This window comes from Halosegnis longus, assembly GCF_009663395.1.
In the GTDB taxonomy this organism is placed as follows: domain Archaea; phylum Halobacteriota; class Halobacteria; order Halobacteriales; family Haloarculaceae; genus Halosegnis; species Halosegnis longus.
This window is the reverse complement of sequence record NZ_QKNW01000001.1, coordinates 1,421,725-1,447,358: the sequence shown is the minus strand read 5'-3', so window position 1 is coordinate 1,447,358 and position 25,634 is coordinate 1,421,725. Positions and strand designations below refer to the sequence as shown.

Annotated in this window: 26 protein-coding genes; 11 read left to right on the top strand and 15 right to left on the bottom strand. The window is 67.3% G+C overall.

From position 1 onward, the window contains the following. Positions 1-19 precede the first annotated feature (19 nt). The 3 genes from DM818_RS07840 to ahaH form a co-directional block, all read right to left on the bottom strand. Positions 20-298: a F0F1 ATP synthase subunit C gene (locus DM818_RS07840; protein ID WP_075937288.1), complete on the bottom strand. Its 279-nt coding sequence runs from the start codon at positions 296-298 to the stop codon at positions 20-22. A 127-nt stretch (positions 299-425) separates the two neighbouring features. Further along, complete coding sequence (locus DM818_RS07835; protein WP_123124496.1) at positions 426-2,624, bottom strand: V-type ATP synthase subunit I; 2,199 nt, start codon at positions 2,622-2,624, stop codon at positions 426-428. Next, positions 2,611-2,943, bottom strand: a complete 333-nt coding sequence (gene ahaH, locus DM818_RS07830) for an ATP synthase archaeal subunit H (RefSeq protein WP_075937290.1) — start codon at positions 2,941-2,943, stop codon at positions 2,611-2,613. The genes DM818_RS07835 and ahaH overlap by 14 nt, the downstream gene beginning before the upstream one ends. Positions 2,944-3,054: 111 nt before the next feature. On the opposite strand from ahaH, the gene DM818_RS07825 reads away from it, so the two are divergent. Further along, a complete protein-coding gene (locus tag DM818_RS07825; protein WP_075937291.1) occupies positions 3,055-3,717 on the top strand; it encodes a methyltransferase domain-containing protein in 663 nt (220 codons plus the stop codon). An 8-nt stretch (positions 3,718-3,725) separates the two neighbouring features. Here the strand turns inward: DM818_RS07825 and DM818_RS07820 are convergent, their stop codons facing one another. Then, on the bottom strand, positions 3,726-4,190 hold the full coding sequence (locus DM818_RS07820) for a type IV pilin N-terminal domain-containing protein (RefSeq protein ID WP_075937292.1): 465 nt from the start codon (positions 4,188-4,190) through the stop codon (positions 3,726-3,728). A 24-nt stretch (positions 4,191-4,214) separates the two neighbouring features. Beyond that, entirely contained in the window at positions 4,215-5,504 is a 1,290-nt protein-coding gene (locus DM818_RS07815) for a DUF7096 domain-containing protein (protein WP_075937293.1), read from the bottom strand. Between the two features lie 103 nt (positions 5,505-5,607). On the opposite strand from DM818_RS07815, the gene DM818_RS07810 reads away from it, so the two are divergent. Genes DM818_RS07810 through DM818_RS07800 form a run of 3 tightly spaced genes read left to right on the top strand, consistent with a single transcriptional unit; the run spans position 5,608 to position 8,586 of the window. Beyond that, positions 5,608-6,717, top strand: a complete 1,110-nt coding sequence (locus DM818_RS07810) for a helix-turn-helix transcriptional regulator (RefSeq protein WP_075937294.1) — start codon at positions 5,608-5,610, stop codon at positions 6,715-6,717. Positions 6,718-6,770: 53 nt separating this feature from the next. After that, the gene (locus DM818_RS07805) at positions 6,771-7,565 is read left to right on the top strand and encodes an electron transfer flavoprotein subunit beta/FixA family protein (protein ID WP_075937295.1); all 795 of its coding nucleotides are present in this window, start codon (positions 6,771-6,773) and stop codon (positions 7,563-7,565) included. Between the two features lie 58 nt (positions 7,566-7,623). After that, complete coding sequence (locus DM818_RS07800) at positions 7,624-8,586, top strand: electron transfer flavoprotein subunit alpha/FixB family protein (RefSeq protein WP_075937296.1); 963 nt, start codon at positions 7,624-7,626, stop codon at positions 8,584-8,586. Positions 8,587-8,678: 92 nt separating this feature from the next. Here the strand turns inward: DM818_RS07800 and DM818_RS07795 are convergent, their stop codons facing one another. Next, positions 8,679-9,236: a metallophosphoesterase family protein gene (locus DM818_RS07795; protein WP_075937297.1), complete on the bottom strand. Its 558-nt coding sequence runs from the start codon at positions 9,234-9,236 to the stop codon at positions 8,679-8,681. A gap of 91 nt (positions 9,237-9,327) precedes the next feature. On the opposite strand from DM818_RS07795, the gene DM818_RS07790 reads away from it, so the two are divergent. After that, positions 9,328-10,170: a polyprenyl synthetase family protein gene (locus tag DM818_RS07790; protein ID WP_075937298.1), complete on the top strand. Its 843-nt coding sequence runs from the start codon at positions 9,328-9,330 to the stop codon at positions 10,168-10,170. On the opposite strand, the gene DM818_RS07785 is transcribed toward DM818_RS07790, so the two are convergent. Together DM818_RS07785 and DM818_RS07780 are read right to left on the bottom strand one after the other, a co-directional pair. Further along, the gene (locus DM818_RS07785) at positions 10,167-10,844 is read right to left on the bottom strand and encodes a hypothetical protein (protein WP_075937299.1); all 678 of its coding nucleotides are present in this window, start codon (positions 10,842-10,844) and stop codon (positions 10,167-10,169) included. The genes DM818_RS07790 and DM818_RS07785 overlap by 4 nt on opposite strands. A gap of 37 nt (positions 10,845-10,881) precedes the next feature. After that, the gene (locus DM818_RS07780; RefSeq protein ID WP_075937300.1) at positions 10,882-11,976 is read right to left on the bottom strand and encodes a DUF373 family protein; all 1,095 of its coding nucleotides are present in this window, start codon (positions 11,974-11,976) and stop codon (positions 10,882-10,884) included. 119 nt (positions 11,977-12,095) lie between these two features. On the opposite strand from DM818_RS07780, the gene DM818_RS07775 reads away from it, so the two are divergent. Beyond that, complete coding sequence (locus DM818_RS07775; RefSeq protein WP_075937301.1) at positions 12,096-13,088, top strand: radical SAM protein; 993 nt, start codon at positions 12,096-12,098, stop codon at positions 13,086-13,088. 173 nt (positions 13,089-13,261) lie between these two features. Here the strand turns inward: DM818_RS07775 and DM818_RS07770 are convergent, their stop codons facing one another. Then, positions 13,262-13,924 (bottom strand): hypothetical protein, encoded by a 663-nt coding sequence (locus tag DM818_RS07770; protein ID WP_075937302.1) that lies wholly within the window; start codon positions 13,922-13,924, stop codon positions 13,262-13,264. A gap of 87 nt (positions 13,925-14,011) precedes the next feature. On the opposite strand from DM818_RS07770, the gene DM818_RS07765 reads away from it, so the two are divergent. Beyond that, positions 14,012-14,479, top strand: a complete 468-nt coding sequence (locus tag DM818_RS07765) for a TRAM domain-containing protein (RefSeq protein WP_075937303.1) — start codon at positions 14,012-14,014, stop codon at positions 14,477-14,479. Between the two features lies 1 nt (position 14,480). On the opposite strand, the gene DM818_RS07760 is transcribed toward DM818_RS07765, so the two are convergent. Then, entirely contained in the window at positions 14,481-14,750 is a 270-nt protein-coding gene (locus DM818_RS07760) for a DUF7091 family protein (protein WP_075937304.1), read from the bottom strand. A 96-nt stretch (positions 14,751-14,846) separates the two neighbouring features. On the opposite strand from DM818_RS07760, the gene DM818_RS07755 reads away from it, so the two are divergent. The 3 genes from DM818_RS07755 (at position 14,847) to DM818_RS07745 (ending at position 17,018) form a co-directional block, all read left to right on the top strand. Beyond that, the gene (locus tag DM818_RS07755; protein WP_075937305.1) at positions 14,847-15,395 is read left to right on the top strand and encodes a GNAT family N-acetyltransferase; all 549 of its coding nucleotides are present in this window, start codon (positions 14,847-14,849) and stop codon (positions 15,393-15,395) included. A 93-nt stretch (positions 15,396-15,488) separates the two neighbouring features. Further along, complete coding sequence (locus DM818_RS07750) at positions 15,489-16,412, top strand: replication factor A (protein WP_075937306.1); 924 nt, start codon at positions 15,489-15,491, stop codon at positions 16,410-16,412. Beyond that, a complete protein-coding gene (locus tag DM818_RS07745; RefSeq protein ID WP_075937307.1) occupies positions 16,413-17,018 on the top strand; it encodes an RPA family protein in 606 nt (201 codons plus the stop codon). Positions 17,019-17,034: 16 nt separating this feature from the next. On the opposite strand, the gene DM818_RS07740 is transcribed toward DM818_RS07745, so the two are convergent. Then, positions 17,035-18,042, bottom strand: coding sequence for an A24 family peptidase (locus DM818_RS07740; RefSeq protein ID WP_075938421.1), 1,008 nt, complete (start codon positions 18,040-18,042; stop codon positions 17,035-17,037). 109 nt (positions 18,043-18,151) lie between these two features. On the opposite strand from DM818_RS07740, the gene DM818_RS07735 reads away from it, so the two are divergent. Further along, the gene (locus tag DM818_RS07735; RefSeq protein WP_079988897.1) at positions 18,152-19,135 is read left to right on the top strand and encodes a hypothetical protein; all 984 of its coding nucleotides are present in this window, start codon (positions 18,152-18,154) and stop codon (positions 19,133-19,135) included. Between the two features lie 9 nt (positions 19,136-19,144). Here the strand turns inward: DM818_RS07735 and DM818_RS07730 are convergent, their stop codons facing one another. The 4 genes from DM818_RS07730 to DM818_RS07715 form a co-directional block, all read right to left on the bottom strand. Then, positions 19,145-19,900 carry a TrmB family transcriptional regulator gene (locus DM818_RS07730; RefSeq protein ID WP_075937308.1) on the bottom strand — a complete coding sequence of 252 codons (756 nt, stop codon included), beginning with the start codon at positions 19,898-19,900 and terminating at the stop codon, positions 19,145-19,147. Between the two features lies 1 nt (position 19,901). Then, positions 19,902-23,381, bottom strand: coding sequence for an efflux RND transporter permease subunit (locus DM818_RS07725; RefSeq protein WP_075937309.1), 3,480 nt, complete (start codon positions 23,379-23,381; stop codon positions 19,902-19,904). Between the two features lie 300 nt (positions 23,382-23,681). Beyond that, entirely contained in the window at positions 23,682-24,272 is a 591-nt protein-coding gene (locus DM818_RS07720) for a TetR/AcrR family transcriptional regulator (protein ID WP_153952518.1), read from the bottom strand. A 118-nt stretch (positions 24,273-24,390) separates the two neighbouring features. Continuing rightward, complete coding sequence (locus DM818_RS07715; protein WP_075937310.1) at positions 24,391-25,599, bottom strand: MFS transporter; 1,209 nt, start codon at positions 25,597-25,599, stop codon at positions 24,391-24,393. Between the last annotated feature and the right edge of the window lie 35 nt (positions 25,600-25,634).

Below are 25,634 nucleotides of genomic sequence, written 5' to 3'. Positions count from 1 at the left end.
GAAAAGTTGGCTGCGCTGTTTAGACGACGAAGACGACGACGAGTGCGAAGATGACGAGCGTCTCCGGCAGGACCGTCAGAATCAGGCCACGGCCGAACAGGCTGTCATCCTCGGCCATCGCGCCGACGGCCGCCGACCCGATACCTCGCTCTGCGTACCCCGCTGCCAGCGCCGCAAGCCCGACGGACAGCGCTGCGGCACCGGATGCCGTGAGCGCCGGGGAGGAAGAAGCCGCGTCGGAACCGCTCTGTAGTAGAGGTGCAATACTGCTGAACAGCGTGGTGGCAATCTCGAACATTGTGTTTCCGAACAGGCCAAAGTCGTTGCGGCCATCAAATAAACCTTCCCAAACGCGTCGTGGAGCACCTCACGCGCCGGAATACGAAGCGCCGTGATTAAGTCAGTCGAAAGAGAAGACGCGGGGGTTACTCGTCGGCCGTGTACCGTCGCTCCTGTCCGAACGGGGTGTAGTCGCGGCCGCCACCCTCGTAGAACTTCCCGAAGAACTCCACGTACTCCAGACGCACGGCCTGCAGCCCGGCAGAGGTCACGCCGAGCACGAGCACGAGCATGTGGCCTAACACGAGCACCAGGATGCCGGCGAGCAAGCCGAGCACCATCGCGAGTCCGCCATCGACGTTCACCAGCCCGGAGAAGACGACGTTCTCCGCGGCGGGCGCGTGGTCGGAGAAGAAGATGAGGTGGAACTCACCGCCCTCCAGATACGCGCCGAAGACGAGCAGATTCACGGCGAGGGCCATCCCGGCCTTCGCCAGCAACACGGCGGCGATTCGGGCGTACGAGATGACGTGACCGAAGCCCTGCGTGACGGACTCGACGAGCCCGATACCGCCTTCCGCCTTGATGACGAGCGCGAGCGACGCCACGACGACGAGCAGCACGGCGTCGATGGCGAATCCGGCGACCGAAAACACGTCGATGGCCGGGAAGCCGTTGAAGCCGAGCGAGTAGACGACCTCGCTCGATTCGATAGTCGCGCCCGTGACGGGATTCGTCTGGCCCGCCTGTGCGAAGGAGGTAAACAGGAAGTCCGGCTTGGCGCTGAGTGCCGTGTGCGAGAGAATCCACGCCCAGAGGCTGACGGTGAAGAGAATCCACGAGCCGCTCTCCATGAACGCCTCGCCGACGCCGTGTTTGAGGTTGTTCACGAAGTCGAGCACGCGGCCGGCGACGAGATGGAGCACGCCGACGACGACGCTGAGCATCATCCACGCGAGCGCGTACTCCTGGTAGTACGGCTGGAGGCCCTTGTGCATCGGTGCGCTGCCGCTCGGGTAGATCGCGTATCCGAGCTGGTGAAGTCCGAAGAACTCCCCGTACAACACACCGAAGACAGCGGTGAAGAAACCAGAGAGCAGCCCGACCGCACCGAGTGCGCGCATGATGTCCGAATCCAGCGAGCGCATCATCAGATAGCCGATGCCCATGTAGATGAGCCCGTAGCCGAGGTCGCCGATCATGAACCCGAAGAACACCGGGAAGGTGAGGAAGAAGACGATCGTCGGGTCGAGTTCGGAGTACTTCGGCTTGTTCAGGACGGCGACGAGCGACTCGAACGGCTTGACCGGGCCGGGATTGTCCTGGACGACCGGCGGCGTTCCGTCGCTCATCGGCTGTTCCGCGTGGCCGCCGTCCGCGGCGACCTCCTCGGTGCCGTGGTCCGCGGCGTGGCCGTCCTCGTACTCGGCCTGTTCGAGTTCCTCGACGTCCACGTGGTCGCCCACGCGGTCCTTGAGCCGCTCGGCGAGGTCGAGATACTGCTCGGAGGGGAGCCACCCCTCGGCGACGAAGGCGTTGCGCGTCGTCGCAAACGAGAGGGGGGCTTCGCGTTTTTGCACGTCGATGGTGAGCCGCTCTTCTGCGGCCAGCAGGAACTCGGCGTGTTCGTCGGCGAGGTCGGCGAGCTCCGCTTCGATGTCTTCGAGTTCGGCCTCGATGCTCTCCTTCTGGTCGCGGAGGTCCGCGACGTACCCCTCGGGGTCGGCGTCGGTGTCGGGAATCTCCAGTTGCGTGAAGTCCGCGCTGACGAGCGCGTCCGAGACGGCCGCGTCGGCGGGCGCGACGAAGGCGGCCAGCGTCTCGCCGTCGCCGAAGAGCTGGTACTGGTCGACGCCGTCGGTCTCAACGAGCGTGCGCCGGACCTCGTCGCGGTCGCCCTGTCCGACGATGACGGTGAGGTTGTCGTACCCCTGCAGCAGGTCGAGGTCGATGCCGAGGTCGACGAACGGCTCGACGCCGTTGAGCGACTCCTCGACCTCGCGGAGGTCGCTTTCGAGTTCGTCCTGTCGGTCGTCGAGCGCGTTGACCTCGGTGCGGATGGCGGCGAGCCGGTCGGCGAGGTCGGCGTCGTCGAGACGGAGCGGGTCGCCCTCGAAGTCGTCGCCGTCGATGTCGAGCAGCGATTCGAGCGAGCGGACGGTGACCAGCTTCTCGGAGGCGTCTTCTGCACCCTCGACGGGGTCGCCGGGCTGGAACCCTTCCCACTCGCCGTCGTAGTCGGTCATGTCGAACAGCCGAAGCTCGTGGATGGTCTCGATGACCTCGTCCATGACGCGTTTGGACCCCGTCACCGAGACCCGACTCATCTGCTCAGGTCTGAGCATCGACCGCCTCCGTGAATCGTCCGAGGATGTCCTCGACCACCTCCTCCTCGCGGGTGGCCGCCCGGTTCGTGAGCTTCTCGCGTTGTGCTTCGCCCTTCTCGCGAATCTCGTCGGCCTCGGCCTCGATTTCCTCGCGGGCCTCGGCGAGTCGCTCCTCTTTCAGCTCCGTCGCCTCGGTTTCGGCGTCCTCGCGAATCTCTTCTGCTTCGCGGCGCGCGTCGGTGATTAGTTCCTCGCGCTTCTGTTCGGCTTGCGCGATGATTTCCTCGGCCTCCTGCTCGGCCGTCTTGACCTCTTCGAGAACATCTGGCCTCGCCATATTCGTATCGTGCGGGGATTGTACCACAGTGTATATGGGAGTTGCGGAACGCGCGCCGACACGACCGGGGGAATCCGCACACATTTGGTCGTCGGGGCCGATACACGGATAATGGGATTCCTGGAGAACAAAGCGCGTGCCCGGGTGTTCTACCGGTACTTCTCGAACCTGTACGACACCGTCAACCCGTTCATCTGGAACGAGCAGATGCGCGACCAGGCGTTAGAGTGGTTCGACATCGACGCCGGCGACCGCGTGCTCGACGTGGGCTGTGGCACCGGCTTCGCGACCGAGGGTATCCTCCAGTACACCGACGACGTGCACGGACTCGACCAGTCGGACGGCCAACTGTCGAAGGCGTTCGCCAAGTTCGGCCGCGACGGCGACGTGCGCTTTTACCGCGGCGACGCCGAGCGGCTCCCCTTCGCCGACGACACCTTCGATAAGCTGTGGTCGTCCGGCTCCATCGAGTACTGGCCCAACCCCGTCGCCGCGCTCGAAGAGTTCCGTCGCGTCACCAAGCCCGGCGGCACCGTCCTCGTGGTCGGGCCGGACTACCCGGATTCGGTCGTCTTCCAGAAGCTCGCTGACGCCATCATGCTGTTTTACGACGAGGAGGAGGGCGACCGCATGTTCACCGAAGCCGGCTACGAGGAGTTCGACCACCACATCCAGCAGCGCAAACCCGGAACCCCCCGTGCCATCACGACCGTCGCGACCGTCCCGGAGGCGGAACCTGACGCCGAAACCGAATCGCCGGTCCCGTCACCGTAGCCCGCTGTTTATACTGCAGTCGTCGACAGCCGCGCCACCACGCCGCGCTCCGTTCGGAGGACCACGGTCACGGTGGCCCCGGCGGACAGGTCGGGCGCGTTACTCGCCGCGAGTCGGAGACTAGCCCGCTCGCCCGCGGTCCAGTTCCCGTCACCCGCGGCGTTGAACACTCCCGATGGCGAACCGACGTAGCCGCGGCTCCCGACGAACGGAATCGTAGGCTGGTGTCGCACCGACTCCCCGTCGACGGCGATGTGGACGGAGAGGTCGTCCGTCCGGAGGTGGTCGCCACCCGCGTGCGTGAGTGTGACGGTGCCCTCACCGGTAGCGGCGAGTTCGACCGTCGCCTGTGGAGCCGGCTCCGCGGGCGAGAACGCCATCGCGGTCGCGCCGACGCCGACGCTCGTGAGGAGGGTAACGGCGAGTAGACAGATAGCACCGAGGGCGGGCGCGACGGCACGTGTCCGTGACATGCGCCGTCTGGCGCGGCTCCGTATTTAGGTGTCCGGCCCGACCGTCGCGGTGACGTTTCCGGTCGGCGTCATGGCGGTGACCGTGAACGGGCCGCGCGGCGTGACCGTCCAGTGGGTCGCGCCGTCAGTGACACCGAGTGCCTCGCCGTCGAGATAGACGCCGGACTCGACGGTCTCGCCGGTCGTCGTGTTCTCGACGCGGATGCCGAGGGGACCGTCGGCGTGGGTCGTCTCGACGACGAGCCGGTACGCGTCGTTGGTCGCGGTGACCGACTCAGTCGGGACCGTACTCACGTCCTTGCGCTGGATTTCACGGAAGATGGCATCGGTGTCGGCGTCGTAGTAGACGACGAGGTCGTTGGCACCGGAGCCGCCGTGCGGGTGGTTGACGGCCATCCCGTAGATGCCGGCCTGCACGTAGTACGGCTCGTTCGTCAGGGCGGTGTTCGACCGGCGGTCGGAGCCGAACACCCACGGGTACAGCTCCTCCAGTCGGGGGACGAAGTCGTCGGTGATGCTGATTGGCTTGTCGGTGAACTGATTATCGAAGGCGGAGCCGACGAGCGACTCACGGAGGTATCGGGTCGAGAACTCCCCTTCGATTATCGTCGAGAGCACCAGTCCGTCGGCGGCCGTCGTGAGGTGGACGCGTCGGGGCGTCCCGTCTGCCATGTGCGCGGCGAGTCGGTCACGGACCGGTCCCTGCAGCGGGATGAGCCGTGCTTTCATCCGGGCGATGTCGCGTTCCGGGACCGGGGTGCCGACCGCGCTGTCGTAGGTGTACAGCTGGTCGATGGTTTCGCCGAGTTCACTCGCCGTCGTGTCGACCGCGACGAGTTCGCGGACGAACGCCGAGGCGGGAATCTCGCCGCTGTTGTAGGCGTCGAGTGCGGTCTGCTGGCGAGCTTCGAGTGCGGCGATTTCCGCCTCAATGCGAGCGCTGGTGTTTTCGATGACGCGCCGGCGGGTCTCGTCGGTTTCGGCGTTGGCGAACCGCTCTCTGAGCCGTTCGGATTCGAACTCGCCGCGAAGGCGGGCGGTCGTGACGGCGTTTGCACCCGCCGGGTCGAGCCCGACGGTCACAATCCGGCTCGTCTCGATGCGTTCGGGGCCGAGCGCGAGATAGCCGGAGGTGTTCGCCTGCGGGACGACCGGCTGCGTAGCGTCGGCGGTCACCTCTGTCGGTTCGGCCGACTCGGTTGGGGTCGGTGCTCCGAAGACGGGGAGCGCGAGACCCGAGGAGACGACGAGTGAAACCGCGAGGAGGGCGGTGAGGAGACCGCGACCGGACGGAACACGGCGGGGGCCAGCCATACAGCTACTGTGGCTGGCCGTAATAAAAATCCCGTCGCTCCCACGGGACGACAGTGTCAGTGGGATGGAAAGCGTTTTGCTGGCGGCCGGCACATCCGAAGACATGCGGTCCGAGTGCCGCCCCCTCCTGTGGTTGCTTCTCGTCGCGCTCGCTCTCTCCGCGGGAGCGGGCGGCGGCGTAGCGACGGGCCACACCACACAACAGGAGCTACGGCCGGCGGCGACGACCTTCGACGTGCAGTTGACGCCCAGCGGCGACGCCGACTGGACGGTGTCGACGCAGTTCCAGTTGGCGACGGAAAACGAGACGGAGGCGTTCGAGCGGCTCGCGGCGCGGTTCGAGGCCGGCGAGGCGGACCTCGCGTACGACGCGGAGACGTTCAGAGAGGCGGCAGCACGCGGCGCGCCCGGTCGGGAGATGTCGATTCGCGCCGTCGAGTACGAGGCGAACACGACGACCGTGGACGGCCAGCGCATCGGCCGGCTCTCCCTGCGATTCGAGTGGGCTAACTTCGCAGAGACGACCGGCGAGACCTACCGGCTCGGCGACGCGTTCAACACGACCGACGGAACGTGGCTGCCCGGGCTCGCGAGCGACCAGGCGCTCGTGATTCGCCCGCCCGAGGGGTACAGCGTCGAGACGGCTCCCGTCCCGGTCAACAACGGCGTGTTGCGCTGGGAGGGACGACAGAGCTTCACCCCCGGGTATCTCGGCCAAATCACGTACACGGGCGACACGTCGACGCCGGGACCGAACGGGCCTTCGGCTGCGGTGCTCGGCGGCATCGGTGTCCTCATCGTGGTCATCCTCGCCGGGGGGTATCTCTGGTGGCAGCGACAGCCGAACGTGAGTGGAGACGGGACGCCCGCAAGCGGGACCGACGGCGGGGCCGGGGGAGCCGTCGCCGGTGGTGCCGCCACGGCCGACGACACCGACGAGCCAGCGTCCGGTAAGACAGCGCCCGTGGGCGAGGACGGCGAGCCGGACCCGGAGCTGCTCTCCGACGAGGAGCGCGTCCTCCGGCTGTTGGAGGCGAACGACGGCCGGATGAAACAGGGAACGATCGTCGAGGAGACGGGCTGGTCGAACGCGAAGGTGTCACAGCTGCTGTCGGCGATGGACGAGGCGGACGAAATCGAGAAGCTCCGCATCGGTCGGGAGAATCTCATCTCGCTGCCGGGTGAGGGCGTCGGCGACATCGACGACAAGTAAGTACGGTTCGGAAACGCTTAACCCCGAACCGGCGTCAATTGTAACCGAGAACGATGAAGGTACTTGTCACTGTAAAGGAGGTGGCCGAAGTGGACGACGAGTTCACCATCGACGGACTCGACGTCGACGAGAGCTATCTCGAATACGACCTCAACGAGTGGGACGACTACGCGATCGAGGAGGCCGTCCAGCTGTCGGAGGCGAACGACGACGTGGAAGTCGTCACCGTCACCGTCGGCCCGGAACGCGCCGACGAAACCATCCGCATGGCACTGGCGAAGGGTGCAGACCGCGCGCTGCGCGTGTGGGACGACGCCATCGCCGGCGCGGAGTTCCTCGACCCCGGCACCAAGGCCCAGCTACTGGAGGCCGTCGTCGAGGAGGAGGACCCCGACCTCGTCCTGACGGGCGTCCAGTCGGGCGACGACGCCTTCGGCGCGACCGGCGTCGCACTCGCCGAACGCGTCGGCTACGAGTGGGCCGCGGTCGTCAACGACCTCGAACACGACGTGGAGGCGAACGACTCCTCGGTGCGGCGTGAACTCGAAGGCGGCGTCGAGGAGCTGACCGACGTGGAGGGACCGGCCGTGCTCACCATCCAGACGGGTATCAACGAGCCGCGGTACGCCTCGCTGCGCGGGATTCGACAGGCACAGCGCAAGCCGCTCGACGTGCAGACGCTCGACGACCTCGGACTGGAGGAGTCCGTGCTCGAAACGTCGGTCGATCTCACCTCGATGTACGAGCCGGAAAGCGAGAGCGACGCCGTCATCTGGGAGGGCTCTGCCGACGAGACCGCCGGGGAGCTTGCCAGCTTCCTGCGTGACTCGGGGGTGGTCGAGGGATGACTCCAGTCAGACACGCCGTGTCTGACGACGTCATGCTCTCCACCGGAGGTGTCCGAGCATGACCGTCCTCGCCGTCACCGAGCACCGCCGCGGCGAGCTTCGCGACCCCTCGTTCGAACTGATTACCGCCGGCCGCCAGCTCGCTGATGACCTCGGCGGCGAACTCCATCTTGCCGTCATCGGCGGCGACGTGGACGGCTACGCCGACCAGCTGAACCGTGAGGGCGTCGACGCCATCCACACCGTCGCGGAGGGCGAGGAGTTCAACCACGACATCTACACGCAGGCCGTCACCGCGATGGCCGAGGCCCACGAGCCGGACGCCGTGCTCATGGCCAACACCGTGAACGGGCTGGACTTCGCGCCGGCCGTCGCCGGCCAGCTCGACGTGCCGCTCGTCACAGACGCCGTCGACTTCGACGCCTCGGGCACGCCCGAGATCACCCGCGAGCAGTACGGCGGGAAGGTCGAGACGACCGTCGATATCGAGGCCGACCAGTTCGCGCTCACCATCCGCCCGGCAGAGTGGGCGAAAGCGGAGGGCACGGGCGACGCAGAGGTCGCGGCCTTCGACTTCGACCTCGACGAGTCGGCCGTCCGCTCGACGGTCACCGGCTTCGAGGAGGTCGGCTCCGGCGACGTCGACATCGCCGACGCGGACATCCTCGTGTCCGTCGGCCGCGGGATCGAGGAGGAGGACAATCTCCCGCTCGTGGAGGAACTCGCCGACGCGCTCGGCGCGACCCTCTCCTCGTCGCGACCCATCGTCGACAACGGCTGGCTCCCGAAGAACCGACAGGTCGGCCAGTCCGGCAAGGTCGTCACGCCCGACGTGTACATCGCCATCGGCATCTCCGGTGCCGTCCAGCACGTCGCCGGCATGAAGGGCTCCGACACCATCGTCGCCATCAACACGGACCCGAACGCGCCCATCATGGACATCGCCGACTACGCAATCGTCGACGACCTCTTCGACGTGGTTCCCGAACTCATCGAGGAGTTCGGCGGCGAAGCGCCGTAAGCTCGATTCTCTCTCTTTCCTGTTTTTTGCGGTCGTGAGTCGCGTCGCTGGCGTGAGTTGCGTCTGGCGTAAAACAAACAGAAACAGCGAGTTCAGAGTTCGTGGAGAGTCACGTCCACGTCGCCGGCGTCGAGCGTGAGCGTCAACATCGTCGGCCCCTCGGCAGGGTCGGCACCAGTCACGGACCCGGGATTGAGCACGCGAATCCCCTCGAACTCCTCGTCGACGACCTCGTGGATGTGGCCGCCGATGCCGACGACGGTATCCGCGCTCGTCCACGCGCGGGCACGAACGCGAGCGGTGTCGGCGATAGCCGCACGGTACGCCTCCGGACCACTCCCGATAGTGGTGGCGTCGGTCTGGTGGACTGCCGCTTCGACCGGATTCAGCGTGCCGTGGCTGACGACGAGGTGGACGCCCTCGGCGCGGAGATCGGCGACGGCAGGCAGCCCGATGTCGTTGGGGTCGATGTTGCCGTAGACGGCCGTGAGGTCGGCGGCGAGGTCACGAAGGTCATCGAGCACGTCGCGAGTCTCGAAGTCGCCGGCGTGAATCGTGTGGTCGGCGGCGGCGATGCGCTCGCGGAACGGGGCGGGAATCTCGGGCTCGCGGGTCGGGATGTGGCTGTCGGAGATGACGGCGATGTCCATGCACACAGGTGACACGGCTCGGCCGAAAAGCTACCGTCGCTATCGGGCGGTTCCGTCACCTACTTGCACGGGACGCTCCTATCGAGACGCAATGGAGTATCTGGAGCAGCGTCGCGAGCGCGTCGAGAACCGACTCGAAGCGGTGCTCGACACGGTCGAGCCGGCGGCGCTGCGCGAACAGGTCGAACACGTCTCCCTGTCGGGCGGAAAGCGTGTCCGCCCGACGCTCGCGATGCTGGTGTGTGAGGCTGCGGGCGGCGACGGCAACGAGGCGGTCGATTTCGGCGTCGGTATCGAACTCGTCCACAACGCCTCGCTCGTCGTCGACGACATCATCGACGAGTCTCCCGTCCGGCGCGGCGTCACGGCGGCACACGCCGAGTACGGTCACGGCTCCGCCATCATCGCCTCGGACGGGCTACTCGGGGAGGCGTTCAGTCTCTTTTCCGAGGACGAACGGGCGATGCGCGTCGTCTCGGAGGCGATGGTCGAACTCGGCGAGGGAGAGGCGACGGAGCTCGTGGCACAGCCGACGACACAGGCGGAGTACATGAACCTCGCGCGCCGGAAGACGGGGGCGCTGTTCCGTGCGGCCGCGGAGGTGGGCGCGATTGCGGCGGACGCGGAGCCAGAGACGGTCACGGCCTTCGGCGACTACGCCGAGCGCGTCGGCGTCGCCTTCCAGATTCGCGACGACGTGCTCGACGCGACGGCCGATCCCGAGGAGCTGGGGAAGCCGACCGGCCAGGACGAGGAGATGGAGCGACCGTCGCTCGTGCAGGTGACCGACGTGGACCCGGAGACGGCAAACGAACTGGCGCGCGACCGTGCGGACGCGGCGCTGGACGCGCTCGATGCCACCGGCGCGGACGAATCACAGGCGCTCGGCTATCTGCGCGACCTCGCGGAGTTCGTCGTCGTGCGCGAGCGCTAAAACGAGAGGGAGACGGCGTCGGTGACCGGGGCCGCGCCGCGGCGTCGCGGAACGGCGAGTTTGGCCTCGTCGTTGCGGTTGCGCTCGACCCAGCAGACGGCGTCGGCGGCCGTGATGACGGCCTCGGCGTGAGGGTGGTCCTGCGTCGGGTGGACGACGTGGAGCCACGTGAGCGACTCCGTCACCGAGCGAATCGTGTCCAACAGCGAGAGACACCGGCGCGTCCCGTCGGTGTAGTCGGTGAAGTCGTCGACGACGAGGGTCCCGGTGTCGTCGCCGTCGTGGGCGAGCAGCCGGGCGGAGAGCGTCTCGAATCTGTCGTCTTCGGCCTCGCTGGCCTCCGGTGGCGTCGTGTCGAGTTCGTCGTACTGCGGCGGGTCGCCGTACTCGCGGCAGAGCCGCACGGGACTGACCCGCGGCGCGTGACAGATCCCCTCGACACGCACGTCGAGCGGGTACTCGGTCGAGGCCGCGATGGTCTCTGCCGTCCACTTGGGAGCGCGTTTCGTCGTGTAGTAGGTGGTCGAGCGCGCGGCGGCCGCCTGCGCGAGGACGGAGTCGGTGGGCGACTCCGGCGGGCCGACGAGCGCGACGACGCTCCCCTTGGGGAAGGTGAGCGCCCGACCACCCAGCAGCGGCGCGAGTCCGCTGTCGACGCGCGTGTTCGGGTCCATATCTCGTGTTCGTCACCGAACAACTAAATCGACGGGGTCAGTCGGTCGACGGCTGTTTGGGCGAGAGTCGCGACTCCGCGACCGCGAAGGCGAGCGTGCTCGACACCGCAAGCAGCGTGCCGCCCGTGAGCGCGGCGGCCAGATACGGGAGCGTCGCGAACTCTAAGCCGAGCAGATACGCCGACAGCGCCCGGACGATGACCGCAATCGCGATGACGTAGAAGGGAGCGTTCAGATACCGCCAGTGGAAGCTGTCGGCCAGGTACTCGTCGGTGATCCGGCCGAACGCGGCCACGAGTCCGGCGGCCGCAATCCACGCGACCGCGCCGTACGCGACCGCGGCGACCGTCTCTAAAGGTGCACCCGGACCGTCCGCCGAGTGGAGCGCGAGCGACGCGTCACCGCGGACGGCGGCGACGGCGACGAGCGCGAGCGCGACGACGCTCGTCACGAGCGTCACCCGGCCGGTGTAGAGGGCAGTGCGGAGTCGCTCGGCGACGGCGTCGACCGACTCCTCCAGACCGAGGCCCCGAAAGAGCACGTACAGCCCCAACAGCGCGGAGCCGAGTCCCAGCGCCGACCCCGGCAAATCGAGCACGTTCGCGATGACGGCCGCCGGATACACGAGCAGCAGGATGCCCAGCGGGACGAGAATCGTCCCTCGCGTCTCGGGGTCGTCGAGCACCTGCTTGAACGTGTAGTACATCGACTCGAGGTCCTGTGCCTGGCGGACGACGACCCGGCGCACGGAGTCGATGGGGACCCGCGATCGAATCACGGGGATGACAGATTCGTCCTGTGCGCCGTCGGTGACGACGACCGCCCGCACGTCCTCGCCGGTCTGGAGCGAGGCGAGGATGCGGTCGATTTCGTTGCCGACCTTGCGGTTGGCGGCCACGTCGCCGGCGGCCTCGCCGGTGACGACGGCCACCTCGACGGATTCGCCCTCGGCGGCGAGTTCGTCGTAGAGGTGGACCCCCTCGAAGATGACGTTCACGTCGGAGTCTTCTGGGTCGGCGGTGGCGAGCGCGACGGCGCTCTCCTCGACGGCGTCGCGTCCGGTGACCGGCGTCTCGAAGCCGGTCTTGCGACCGAGGTCGTCGTCGAGGTCCACACACAACACCAGCAGCATTGTCGGTGGGTACAGCCTCCCGCGTTAACTCTCTTCGGGGTGGCACCCACGGTACCCCTCTTCGGGGGAGCTCGTGAACGCACGACTTTTGCGTTTGCGTGGGTAAGACGGGACAACAGATGATTTCGAAGGGCTGTGAGCAGTGTGCGAAAGGCGGCAAGATGGTGCTGTTCGTGTACGGCTACTGCGACCAGCGCGACTGCTTTTACTGCCCGCTCGGCGAGAACCGGAAGAACGTCACCCAGACGTACGCGAACGAACGCCCCGTCGAATCCGACGAGGACATCATCGCCGAGGCGAATCTGATGGACGCGCTCGGCACCTCCATCACGGGCGGTGAACCCCAGGAGGTGATGGAGAAGACCTGCCGGTATCTCCGCCTGCTGAAAGACGAGTTCGGCGAGGACCACCACACCCACCTCTACACGGGTATCACGGGTGGCCGCGAGAACATGCGCCGCCTCTCGGAGGCCGGACTCGACGAGATTCGCTTCCACCCGCCGTACGAGCAGTGGGGCGACCTCCACGGCACCGAGTGGGAGGAGATTCTCTACATCGCCCGCGAGGAGGGCCTGACTCCCGCCTTCGAGATTCCGGGCATCCGCGCGGAAGAGGAGTTCCTCGAGTTCCTCGACGAGGGGGCGGCCGACTTCTGTAACATCAACGAGTTCGAGATGTCCGACGGGAACTACCGCCGGATGCAGGAGGAGGGCTTCGAGCTGAAGGACGGCCACATGAGCGCGGTCGAGGGGAGCCACGACATCCTCGAAACGATGGGCGACCACGAGAAGGTGTACTTCTGTACGAGCGTGTTCAAAGACGCCGCACAACACCGCTCGCGGCTGAAGCGGATGGCCCGCAATCTCCGGCGCGAGTTCGACGAGGTGACCGACGACGGCACGCTCGTCTACGGCAAGACGTGGGAGACCGAGGAGCGACTGGCCGACCTCGGCGTCCCCGAGGAGTTCTACACCGTCAAGTCCGACCACGTCGAACTCGCGTGGTGGCTGCTCGAGGAGATGGTCGAGGAGGGCGACGTGGAGGAGGGCGAAATCGTCGAGCAGTATCCGACCTACGACGGGACGGTCGTCGAGCGAACGCCGGTCGCGTAACGAGCGTACGCCGAACGGAGGAACGTTTTACCGAGCCGACCGACGGGAGGCTCGGCTGCTGTTTTGGTGCAGATTTTACCGGGGAGTGGTGCGCGGAGCGCACCCGAACAGCAAAAAGGTGCGATGGCACGGTTGTCGAGCGAACCCCGGTCGCGTAGGAGTCTTTTCTCGTTTTACCGTCCAACTGCGAAGAACGCACCGAGGAGGAGACAGACGCTGCCGGCGACGAGTCCGAGCGTCGGCTCGCCCGCGGCAATCCCGCCGAGAATCCCGAGGAGCGTCCCGCCGAACAGCCCGGCGACGACCCGCGTCCGGGCCGTATCCGAGAGCGGGCCGCCGCGCTGGCGACGGTAGTCCAAGCCGGCGAGCACGAGCGCGACAGCCGTCGCCAATCCGATTGGTCCCTGCCCGGTGAGTAATCCGAGCCCGGCGACGAGCGCGGCGAGTCCACCGACCGCCAGAAGCGTGAGTTCGGGGTCGAGTGGGTTCATCGGCTCGCCGTAGCGGGCGTGATAGAGGGCGGTCGGAACGGCCGCGACGGCCGCGACGGCGAGCGCGAGCGACGGTGACGAGGTGGCGAGCCCGTAGCCGGCGAGCACGACGGCGAGGACGCCACCGGCGACGAGCGCGGGGGTCGGCGGGATGGCGTCGGCCGGGTCGCCCGAGCGCACGATGCCGACGGCGGTGAAGCCGTAGAGGACGACCAGCGCGGCGGCGACCGCGACGAGCCGCGTCTCGGCAGTTCCAAAGAGCGCCCCGAAGCCGGCGATACCAAACGCGAGAACGAGACCGACCAACGGCGCGGCCTCTGGAACCGGCTCACCACGGCGTGACATAGCGTGCGTTGGAGGGTGGCGTGCGAAAGCGTTGCGTCCCGGCGGTGACCCACAAACGTTTACTCGCACCCTGCGTAGGCACGTGGTATGTCCGGATGCCCACTCGCTGACCAGTGTCCCCAGTTTCAGGAGCGAATCGAAGGGATGGGGTGTACGCACTACGGTGACCGCGGCGGGGCCGAGTGGTGCAACCACTACAGTCAGCCGATTAACGAACTGAAACAACAGCCCGTCGAGCCGGGCGAGGAGGTCGTCATCACGGTCGACGACATCCACGAATCCGGAGCGGGCGTCGGCCGCACCGAAGACGGCTTCATCGTCATGGTCGACGGCATTCTGCCGGAGGCGCGCTCGCGGGTCAAGATTACGAAGGTGCTCGACAACTTCGCGCGCGGCGAGGAACTCGAACGGCTGGAACTGGAAGAAGACGAGGAGGAGGAGGAGGGCGACGACGGCGAGGACGCCGACGCGAGCGACGAGGACGACGAGGAGGAGACGGGCGGACGGGCACAGCGCGAGCGGCTGGGCAGCCGCGAGGACTTCTGGGGCTCGTAGCTCACCACGTCTCGACGCAGCCCTCGCGGATATCCGCGAGACACCCCTCGCAATCGGGGTGGTCGGCGTCGAAACACCGCGGCACGTCGCCGTCGAGTGGGACGGCGCGTTTCTCTGCGTGGCGGCGACAGACGAGTCGGGCGTTCCCCTGCTCGTCGGTCGGGAGGTTCGCCTTCCCGGCGGCGTACTCGCCTTTCGCGCGTTCGTACTCCGTGCCCGCAGCACGGAGCTTCGACCGGAGCAGCCGCGCGAGTCGGCGTCTGTTGCTCATACCCACACATCGGACGCTGGCCAGTAGAATCCGTCGGCGCGTGAACGGGCCACACGCCCGACGAACGCTTTTGTCTCGTCCGCCGGCAGACGACCAATGGCAGGCCCAGTGTATCTCTCCACCGACCGCATCGACCTCCGGACCGTCGAGGACGACGACCTCGAGTTCTTCCACGAGGCGACGAACCACCCCGAGGTACGCCGCTACATCAACAGCTTCGACGGCCCCGTCTCGAAGACCGAGTACGAGCGCGAGACGTTCGAGAAACACCGCACCGAGGGCGTGAGCCTCGTCGTCTGTGACGGGGGGACGCGCGTCGGCAACGTCTCGCTCGGTCCAATCAGTGACGAACACGGCTGGGCGAACCTCGGCGCGTGGCTCCACCCCGACCACCACGGCGAGGGGTACGCGATAGAGGCGTGTGCACTCCTCCTCGATTACGCCTTCGGCGAGCACGGACTGCGGCGGGTACGCGCCCAGCATCTCGGCCCGAACGACAACTCCCGGCGACTCCTCGACCGACTCGGCTTCACGCAGGAGGGAGTCGCGCGCGACCACTACCGGTTCGAGGGTGGAGTCGTCGACGACGTTCGCTACGGGCTGTTGGCCGACGAGTGGCCCGGCAGCGAGCAGATCGTGGAGTAGTTTCACTTTCACCCCGGTAGGCACAATTTAAATACCATCGGGCACCAACCGTCGTACGTCTCCCACTGAAAACACGCGGAGACAGAGCAAGCCATGAGTGTTACACAACACGCCAAGGAGATACACGAGCAGTTTTCAGACCAACTCGACGTGAGCGTCGAGGAAATCGAGGAGCGACTCGACACCCTCGTCAACGAGTACCGCATCCCGGCCGACGAGGCGCGCCGCTCCGTCGTCTCGAACTATCTAGACGAGACGGGGATGGATCGAGACGACCTCGGTGGCGGCGGCAACGAGACGGTCGAGGTCGCCGACATCGCCGAGGACGAACAGTGGGTCGACCTGCGGGTGACGGTCGCGGACCTGTGGGAACCACGCTCCGAGAGCATCTCGCAGGTGGGACTGCTCGGCGACGAGTCGGGCACCATCAAGTTCGTCGCCTTCGAGACGAGCGAGCTGCCCGAGCTGACCGAGGGTGCGTCGTACGCGCTCGGCAACGTCGTCACCGACGAGTACAACGGCAACTACTCGGTGAAGCTGAATCGCACGACCTCGATCACGGAACTCGACGAGGAAATCGAGGTCGGCGACGACGACGTGAGCGTCGAGGGTGCGCTCGTGGATATGCAGTCCGGCAGCGGGCTCATCAAGCGGTGTCCGGAAGAGGGCTGTACGCGCGTGCTCCAGAACGGCCGCTGTAGTGAACACGGCGAGGTCGACGGCGAGTTCGACCTTCGCATCAAGGGCGTCCTCGACGACGGTGACGAGGTGCACGAGGTCATCTTCGACAAGGAGGCGACCGAGCGGCTCACCGGCACCGGTCTCGAGGAGGCCAAGCAGATGGCGATGGACGCGCTCGACACGACGGTCGTGGCCGACGAGATGGCCGCGGAAATCGTCGGGCGCTACTACCGCGTGACCGGCCCGACCTTCGGCCGGTACGTGCTGGCGAACGAGATGGAACAGCTCGGTGGCGCGGATGCCGAGGCAACACTCATCCGCGCGAGGTCGATGTAGATGTCTTCGATACCAACCCGCGAGGTCGCGCGCCGCGCGTTCGCACACGAGTACAACGACGCCAGTTACACGTTCAAGGAATCAGACGACGAGCGCGCACCGGTGTACGCGCTCCTCCCGACGGGCGAGCGCGCCAACCGCGTGTTCATCGTCGGCACCCTCACCGAAACCGAGGACATCGGCGAGGACTCGGAGTACTGGCGCGGCCGCATCGTCGACCCGACGGGGACCTTCTTCACCTACGCCGGGCAGTACCAGCCCGAGGCGGCGAGCGCCTTACGCGACATCGAGCCGCCGGCGTACGTCGCCGTCGTCGGCAAGCCGCGGACGTTCGAGACGGACGACGGTGACGTGAACGTCTCCGTCCGGCCCGAGTCCATCAACGTCGTGGACGCCGAGACGCGCGACCGCTGGGTCGTCGAGACGGCAGACCGGACGCTCGACCGCATCGAGCGGTTCGACGCCGAGGGCAACGAGTACGGCAGCATGGCCGACGAGCAGTACGACCTCCCGCTCGGGGAGTACAAACAGGCTGCAGTCGAAGCGCTCCAGTCGCTGGAAGCCGAGGACGACGAACGCGACGAGCCGGCGGAAGTCGAGGCCTAACGGCGCAACTCCGTTTTTACGGTGCCAGTCCGACGAACGCGAGCAACGCGTACAGCAGGTCGCCGTAGACGAGTCCGACCACCAGCCCGACAGCTATCGGGACGATGAACGGGAGGCCGGGCGTGAGCCACACGGTGTCGCGTTCGGCGAGCACGTCGAGGCCGGCACGCAGCTGTTCTGGCGTCGTGCCGTAGGCGCTGGAGTCGATAGCCGCGAGGAACGCCGCCGCGCCCCACGGGTCGTCGGGGTCGGTTGGTCGCACGACAGGGGCGGGGGCGTCCGACCCGGGGAGCGAGCCGTCGGTCACGTCCGGCCCGGCGGCGAGTGCCCCGTCCGTCGGTTCCCCGGTCTCGTCGGTGAGCGAGGCCGGATTCCGGTAGCAATCGGGGTCGCGTCTGATGTCCGCGAGCGTCAGCCGTCGCCACCGCAGATACATCCGGAGGGCGTCGAGGTCGAGCCCACGCCGCGTCAGTCCTTCCGGCGTTTCGAGCAGGCTTCCGTATTCGTTGGCTACCTCGGGGACGCGTGCAGGTCGGCCGACGAACATGGCAAGGGAGATACGACCGGAAAGTAGATTCCGCGCCGCGAGCAGCAGCGGCGAGACCAGTCCCACGAGCACCGCGTTCGAGAGGACGGTCATCGAGAAGACGCCGAGGGGCGTCTCCGTGAGCGGGAAACTCCCGTTCGCGAGTAGATACACCGGAAACTCCGGAAAGACGAGCGCGAGCACGATAATCGCCTTCGCGTCGGCCCCGCCGAAGCCGCCGAGTTGCCAGAACACGTAGCCGAGGGGGGCGACGATGCCGAGCGAGACCGCGAGATGAATCCCGAACAGTTGGAGTCGCGGCCCGCCGACGGCGACGGCGGCGAGTCCGTCGACGGCGAGCGCGACGACGCCGAGCAGGAGGAGCGGTGCCCAGAGTTCGTCCCGGACGCGGCGGGTCTGAATATCCCGGTAGGCAGCCCACAAGAAGACGGGGACGACGGAGAGGCGAAGCAGGTCCGTCGGCGGGCTGGACAGCAGCGTCTCGGCGGCGGTCGCGAGCGTCACGCCCCTACTGTCTCCGGGACGGTATAAGGCGCTGTGGGTCCGGAGTCACAACGGTCATGCTCGCCGACGGTAAACGACCGGCGTGCGTCCGACGACGCAGGCGACTGGGACTGCGATGCTCGCGGTCGCAGCGACGGGGCTGGTCCTCGCCAGCGGCGCGGCCGCCGGCCGGCACCTCGTCGGCCACGGGGGCGTCGGACTTGCGGTCGGCGCTGTCGCCGGACTGGCCGTCCCGTACGCCTTCGGTCGTGAACTCGCGACCCACGTCGTCGGTGAGCCGCCGCTCGTCCTGACGCGAACCGACGCCGGCTTTCTCGCCTCGATACTCGTCGCCGGGCCGGCGACCCGGCTCGTGGCACAGACCGGCGTCGGGGTTGTCGTCGGCTCCGGGGTCGTCGGCCTGCTCGCGCATCTGTTCGTCCAGCAGTACGAGGCACCGGCCTACTGTGGCACGTTCGTCGGGATGGCGACCGCGAGCGTGCTCTCGTGGGGGGCGCTGCTGGCCGCGAGTGTCGTCGCCGGCGTCGTCTTCATCGCGGCCCAGCGCGCGTTCAACGGGTTCGGTGGAAAGCTCGGGACGACCGCGTTCGTCGGCTGTGGCGTGGCCGTCCTCGCCAGCGGCTCCGGTCCGGACGCGGTGACGACACCGGGCACCGCCGTCGTCCTCGGGAGTCTCGCGACGGCGACCGCCGGCGCGGTGGCGGCGTATCTGCTCGCGCGCCTGCGTGGACTCGGCCCCGTCTTCGGGTCGAGCGTCGTCGGCATCCTCGCGGGTGGCGTCTCGCTGGTCGTCCCCGGAACGACGCTACTCGCCGCGGCAGCCTTCTGCGGCTCGTTTACCGGGATGAGCCACTCCGGCCGGCTCCCGAGCGTGGCGAGCGTCGCGCTCGCGGGCGTGGTGACGGGAGTACTGTTTGCCGCCGCCGTCCCCGTGCTCGCGGGCTTCGGCGGGAAGCTGGGGACGATTGCGTTCGTCGCCTGTCTGGTGACCCACACCCTGCTTGCTGTCGCCGGGGGTCGACTCGGCGCGGACGGGGCGTTCGGCTTCCAGCCGCTGGACGGGTAGGACGGAGCGTCAGGCGTCGGCGAACTGCTCGCGCACCAGCCCGGCGAGAATCATCGCGAAGCCGGTATCGACGCTCCAGAAGGCAGCCTCCCGCTCGACGTGCGGGATTTCGGCGGTCGGCAACACGCTCAACAGCACCGTCGAGCCGTCGGCGACGAAGACGCGCCCGATACTGATTTCGAGTTCGTCGTCGCGGCCGACCGCCTCGACCGGAATCCCGGCCTCGGCGACGAGCGTCCGCACCTCGTCGTCGGCGCTCGCGACGATGACGTCGACGCCACGGGCGTCGGCGGCGACAAGCGCGTCGAGCACGTTCCCGTCGATGAGCCGCGGCTGGCTCGTCGCGAAGAAGATGCGTCCGCCGGCGTCGTCTGCGAGCGCGGCGACGCGGGCGGCGATGCTGTCGGCTCCTTCGGTCGTCCAGATTGCCTCCTGTCCGTCCGACGGCTCCTGTTCGTCCTGAATCGACTCCAGATACGAGAAGGCGCGGTCGGTCGTCGTTTCGAGCCGCGACCGGAGAATCTCGTGGGCGCGGTCGAGGTCGACCGACCGGTAGCGCTGTGGCGACCCGGCCTGTACGTCCACGAGTCCAAGCGCTTCGAGTTCGTCCGTCGCGCCGTACACCTGCGAGCGCGGCACGTCCGTGACGGCGGCGATGTCGCTCGCCGACGCCACGCCCAGCTGTTGTAGCCCGATGAACGTCCGGGCGGCGTACGTCGACAGGCCGAGGTCGGTGAGCGCCTCGACCGCGCCGTCGGCGTTCATCTTACTGTTCCTCGGCGAGTTCGCCCCGGACCCACGCGCGGTAGATGCGATCCATCTGCGTCTCCGAGAGGTCGCCGGCCTCGTACTGGTCTGCGGCCCGCCGGAGGTCGGCGTCCGAGACCTCGCCCGCGACGGTGATACGCTCGAACAGGTCCGGAATCACCTGGATAGTCGTCTCGCCCTCGACTGTCGTCGTCTCGTCGCCGGCGAGTACCTCACCCTCGATGTCGAAGCTCGCGCCGTCGGTCGCGTCGGCCGGTATCTCGACCGTGTACTCGACGGTCGCGGCGTCGGTCTCGAAGGCGACGTACAGCGAGCCGTCGGCCGTCGCCGTGTCGACCGGGACGGGCGTGGCGTCGTGGAAGGTGACCGGGGCGTCGCTTCGCTCGTGGACGACGCTGCGACCACCGAGTCCGGTCACGGAGACCGTGACCGGGACGCTGTCGCCGGGGGCGGCGACGGTGCGTTCGACATCCCGCGTCCCGGTTCGGTCGCCGGTCGCGGTCTGCTCGGCGGCTGCCGTCGTCGCCGCGTCACCCGCCGAGTCGTCGTCGATATCGGCCGGACCGACGAACCGGGTCCAGATGGCAAGCAGACTCGGGAGCACCAACACGCTCGCGAGGAACGCATAGAGGATGGTCATCCCGGTGATGAGCCCGAACTGCTGGAGCGGCGGCAGGATGGCGAAGACGAGCACGCCGAAGCCGCCGATGGTCGTCGCAGCAGAGCCAAGCAGCGCGCCGCCGGTCCCCGTGACGGCCCGTTCCATCGAGTCCCACACGTCACCGGTCCGAGCCAACTCCTGATTGTACCGCTCGGAGAGGTGGATGCTGTAGGCGACCCCAAGCCCCACCGTGAGGCTCGTAATCATCCCCGTCAGGACGTTGAAGGAGATGTCGAGCAGATACATCGTCCCCAGAATCCACGTCACGGTGAGGGCGACGGGCAACAGCGTCACCGCGCCGAGCGTCGCGCTCCCTTCCGTGAGCCGGTAGGCGGCCATCAGGAAGACGAACGTCGCCGCCAGCGTGATGATGAGACTGTTGATGACCGTATCGAGCAGTTCGTCCTGGACGATTTTGTTCAGGATGGCGCTGCCCGTGGCGGTCGACTCCAGTCCGTTGCCGTCCAGTTCGGTCGCGACCTCGCCGATCTGGGTCTGGATGGCGTCGCCGCTCGCGCCACCCTGCACCGAGATGACGAGCCGCAGCGCCTCGTACTCGCCGTCGTCGGTCTGGTAGATGACGCTGTTCGCCTCGTCGGGAGCGGCCTCGTACAGCGCGTCGTAGACGCCCTCGACGTTGCGGTCGGGGACGCCGTCGCCGTCGGTGTCAGCACTCTCGAAGGTCTCGGCGAACGCCTCGTCGCTGGCGGCCACGTCACGCATCACGGACAGCGGCGTCGTGGCGTCGGGGTCGCCGTTCGAGAGGGTCTGTGTCACCTCCTTGTCGGCCGCGGCTTCTTCCGCGGTGTCGACCCGTTCGAGGACGGTGTCTGCTGTCACGCCACCCTCGACGAGAATCTGCGCCTGTGAGTCCTCGCGGATGAAGTTCTCGTTGACGTACTCCAGGTTCGACTTCGCGGTGTACTCACCGGGCGCGAACGGCTCCGGCAGGTCTTTCATCCAGTCGGCCGGCTCCTCGGCGAGGAAGTCCTCCTGTGAGAAGGAGGTGTCCACCTGCGTCGCCCCGTAGGCCCCGCCCGCGCTGACGAGTAACACGAGCACGAGCACGAGATACGGCGCGCGGCGTGCGGCGGTCGCGCCGACGGAGAGGGCAGCCGAGAACCGACCGCCGCCGGTCCCGAAGGCGCGTTTCCGGCGGTCGATACCGCGGGCTTCGAGCGCCTCGTCGAGTTCGGCCTTCACCGCCGGCATCAGGATGCCGAAGATGGCGAGCGCCGCGGTGATACCGAACGCGCTCACGACACCGAAGTCGCGAATCGGCGGAATCGGGCTCGTCAGGTTCGACAGGAAGCCGATGACGGTCGTCGCGGTCACGTAGACGAGCGCGATACCGACGCCCGCGAGCGCGACGCGCATCGAGCCGCGCGGGGTGTCGTCCTCGCCGCGCTCCTCGCGGTGGCGCATGAAGATGTGGATGGCGTAGTCGATGCTCAGCCCGATGAGCAACACCGGCACCGCGATCATCAACTGATTGAACGAGATATCGGCCCAGCCCATGAAGCCGAACGTCCACGCCAACACCCCGCCGATGCCGAGCAGGCCGAGCAGGATGTCGAGCACGTCGCGGTAGGCGACCACGAGCGCGATAATCACGAAGATGAGCGCGAGCGGCCCGACGATGAGGAGACTATCCGTCATCGAGCTGTTGATTTCGTCGCTGATGATACCCGCCCCGAAGATGAGATACTCGCCGCCGTCGGCCGACTCACCGAGACTCTGCATCGCGAGTTGGGCGTCGATGACGGGGTCGGACGCCGCGGCGTTGTTGCCGGCGGGCGCGTCGCTCGACTGGCGAACGAGCAGCATCGTCGCCTCCGCGCTCGTCGAACCGGTGTCGAAGTCGGTCGGCATGAAGCCGAGCGCGCGCGTGTTCGCGCCGCCGTCGCCGCCGTCACCGAGCACGGTCGCGACGGTCGACTCGATGTCGCTGCCGTTCATCGACTCCAGCTGCTCGTACTGCTCGGTCAGCGTGGCGTTTTGCGCGTTCTGGAACTGCTCGCGTTCGGTCTGAAGCTGGTCGCCGACCGACTCCAGTTCTGTGGCGGTCGCTTCGAGGTCCTCGCTGCGCTCGGTGAGCTGCTCGTACTGGTCGCTCAAGACGCCCTGGGTGCCGAGCGTGTACGCCTGCTCGGCTTCTTCCTGCGTCTCTGCCTGTCGAAGCTGTTGGGCGGCCTGCTCGAACGTCTGGCCGTCCTCCTCCGTGAACTCGACCGGCGTGTTCGCGCGGACCTCCTCGAAGGCCGCCGCCGGGTCGGCGTCCGGGTTCTCGCGCAGGAACGTGAGCCGTTCACGGAGCAGCCCGGTCGTCTCGGTCAGCGTCTCGTTGCGCGCTTCGATCGCGGCGCGCTCCTCGGTGACCGTCTGGTTCAGCTGTTGGAACTCGGTCGCGAGTCGCTGGACGTCTTCGCCTTCCTCCTGGCTGATTGCCGTGATGGCGACGATGTTCGAGATGCCGACCGTCGGCGTCGAGTCGGTGAGCGTCGCGTTGACCGTCTCGTTTGCCCGGAGCGTCTGCTGGTACGCGATGCTCCCGAGCAGCGACTCGCGGTCCAAGACGTTGTCGTCGCGGATGATTATCTGTGCGGAGGTGGTGTTCTCGTCGCCGGTCTGGAAGTTCTCCTCCAGATACTCCAGCTTCTCGCCCGCCTCGGAGTCGGTCTGGAACTGGTCGAGCGAGGAGGTCTGTTCGACCATCGGCGCGCCAGCGCCGACGACCACCGTCAGCAGAATCATCACCGCGATGACCGCCCGGCTGTGGTCTAAGATTCCGTCGACGATACGGTCTACGACGCTCACGCGAGACCCCTCGTGAGCGGTCCGCTCTCGGCGCTACTCATGTCTGTACTATTCTACTAACACCGCGCGTATAACGGTTCCGAAGTATCTGAACGGTCGTTCAGTCGCCGGCGACGGACACCATCAGGAAAACCAGCGGCGACGAGTACGGCAGCGCCGACGCCGCCTCCTGGCCGAGTTGGCCGACCCAGGACGTGTCTGTGAGGTTGTACCCACCTGCAACAGCTGTGAGAGGACGATTGGCCCGGCGAGCACGGTGGGGGGCTTCAGGATATCTCCTCGATGACGTTCACGTCGCAGCTACTCATCCACTCCCTCCGCGAGCGCGTCGATGCGGGCGTGGAGGGTCGCACGCGCCTGCTCGGTGATGTCGTGGTCGGTCGTCGCACTCTCCAACAGCGCACCGTTCAACAGCATCGTCAGGTCGGTCGCCGCCGTCTCGGGGTCCGCGACCGCGAACCGGCCCCGCTCGACGCCGGCTTCGATTTCCGCGGTGACGCGGTCGCGGAGTCGGTCGTCCATCGCGGTGAACGTCGCCCGGAAGTCGGGGTTGCCGACCGCCTCGCCCCGGAGTTCGAGGATGACCCGACGGCCGGTGAGTGCGTCCTCGCTCGGCGACTCGGGGAGCAGTTGGTCGACGAACTCGCGCAGATTCGCGGCCGGGTCGTCGGTCGACTCAGCGTCGAGCGTGGCGAGAAACTGGTCGGTCGCGTAGTCGAGCAGCGACCGCAGGATGTCGTCTTTTCCGTCGTAGTGGTAGTAGAGCAGCGACTTGCTCTTCGTGAACTCGTCGGCGATGCGCGCGACCGTCAGGTCGGCGTAGCCGTGGGTCGCGAGCGCCTCGAAGGCCGCCTGCATAATCTGCTCGCGGCTGTCCGGGTCGCCGCTCACGCGCGTGTCACCTCCACGGCCGTCGTCGGGGGGAGCCGTCTCGAATCGAACATATGTGTACTGAACGTTCAGTCAGTAATGAGTGTTGCGGGCGGCCGACGGGAACGCACGGAGAGCGTCACCGGTAGCTCGCGGCGAGCCAGCAGAGACCGAACGCGCCCGCGAGGACGCCGCCGACGAGGAGGGTCTGGCGGTAGCCGACCCGGAGCGCGGCGACGGTACACAGCGGCGGGCCGATGGTCGTCCCGAGTCGGAGCACGCTGGTCCGGACGCTCATGATGCTTCCGCGGAACTCGTCGGGCGCGAGTTCGTTGAGCGCGGTGTCGGTAATCGGTTCGGCAAAGCCCTGTCCGAAGCCGAACAGGAGAAGCCCGAACCCGGAGACGACGACCGACTGCGTGGTCGCGACGATGCCCATGCCGACGCCGTACACGACAAACCCGAGCGCGATGGACTGGAAGCTGGTGAGCCGAGCGAGGATGCGGTCGGTCTGGGTGGCGGTCGTCCCCATCGCGACCGCGGGAACTCCGAGCAGGAGACCGATTTCGGCCGACGACAGCCCGTAGGTGTCGTCGAGCAGGAACGGCACCGCCGTCAGCTGTGCGCCGTAGAGGATGACGAAGATGCCGAGAATCGCAGCATAGAGCACGGCGTACGGCCGCAGCGAGGTCGGACCGGTGAGGAAGGCGCGAAGCCCTTGGCCGTCTTCGACGGCTTTCCGGTCCGGCTCCGAGAGCACGAACAGCCCGGGGACTGCGACGACGAGACCGAGACCGAAACAGAGGAACGGGACGGTCCACGCGATGGTGGCGAGTGCACCGCCGAGCAGCGGGTACGCCGCTGCGCCGAACGCGAGGATGGCGGCGTTGGTCCCGATGAGCTTCCGGCGCGTGTCGCCGTCGAAGCTGTCGCCGATGAGCGTCACCGTGACCATCGCGATGGCGCTGCTCGCGGCCCCTTGGACCGCCCGAAGCCCGAGGATGACCGGGAACGCCTCGGCGAGGACGACGGGGCCAATGGAGATGGGGATAGCAGATTCGACGAAGACGATACCGCTGCCACAGAGTCCAAACAGGACGAGCGAGGGGACGAGAATCGGCTTGCGGCCGATGCGGTCGGCGAGCATGCCGAGTGGAATCGTGAGCACGACGCCCGGGAGCGTGAACGCCGACAGGAGGAGACTCGCCTGCGATTCAGTGATACCGAGCGCGTCCTGCACGGCGGGAAGCGCGGGGCTGATGAGCGAGACGCCCATCACGGCGATGAGCGTGCTCGCGAAGATGACGAGGACCGCGGGCGACTGGCGGACGCTTCGGGCGACAGACATCGCCGTGGCTAGCGCAGTGGGGGTAGTAAGCCGTC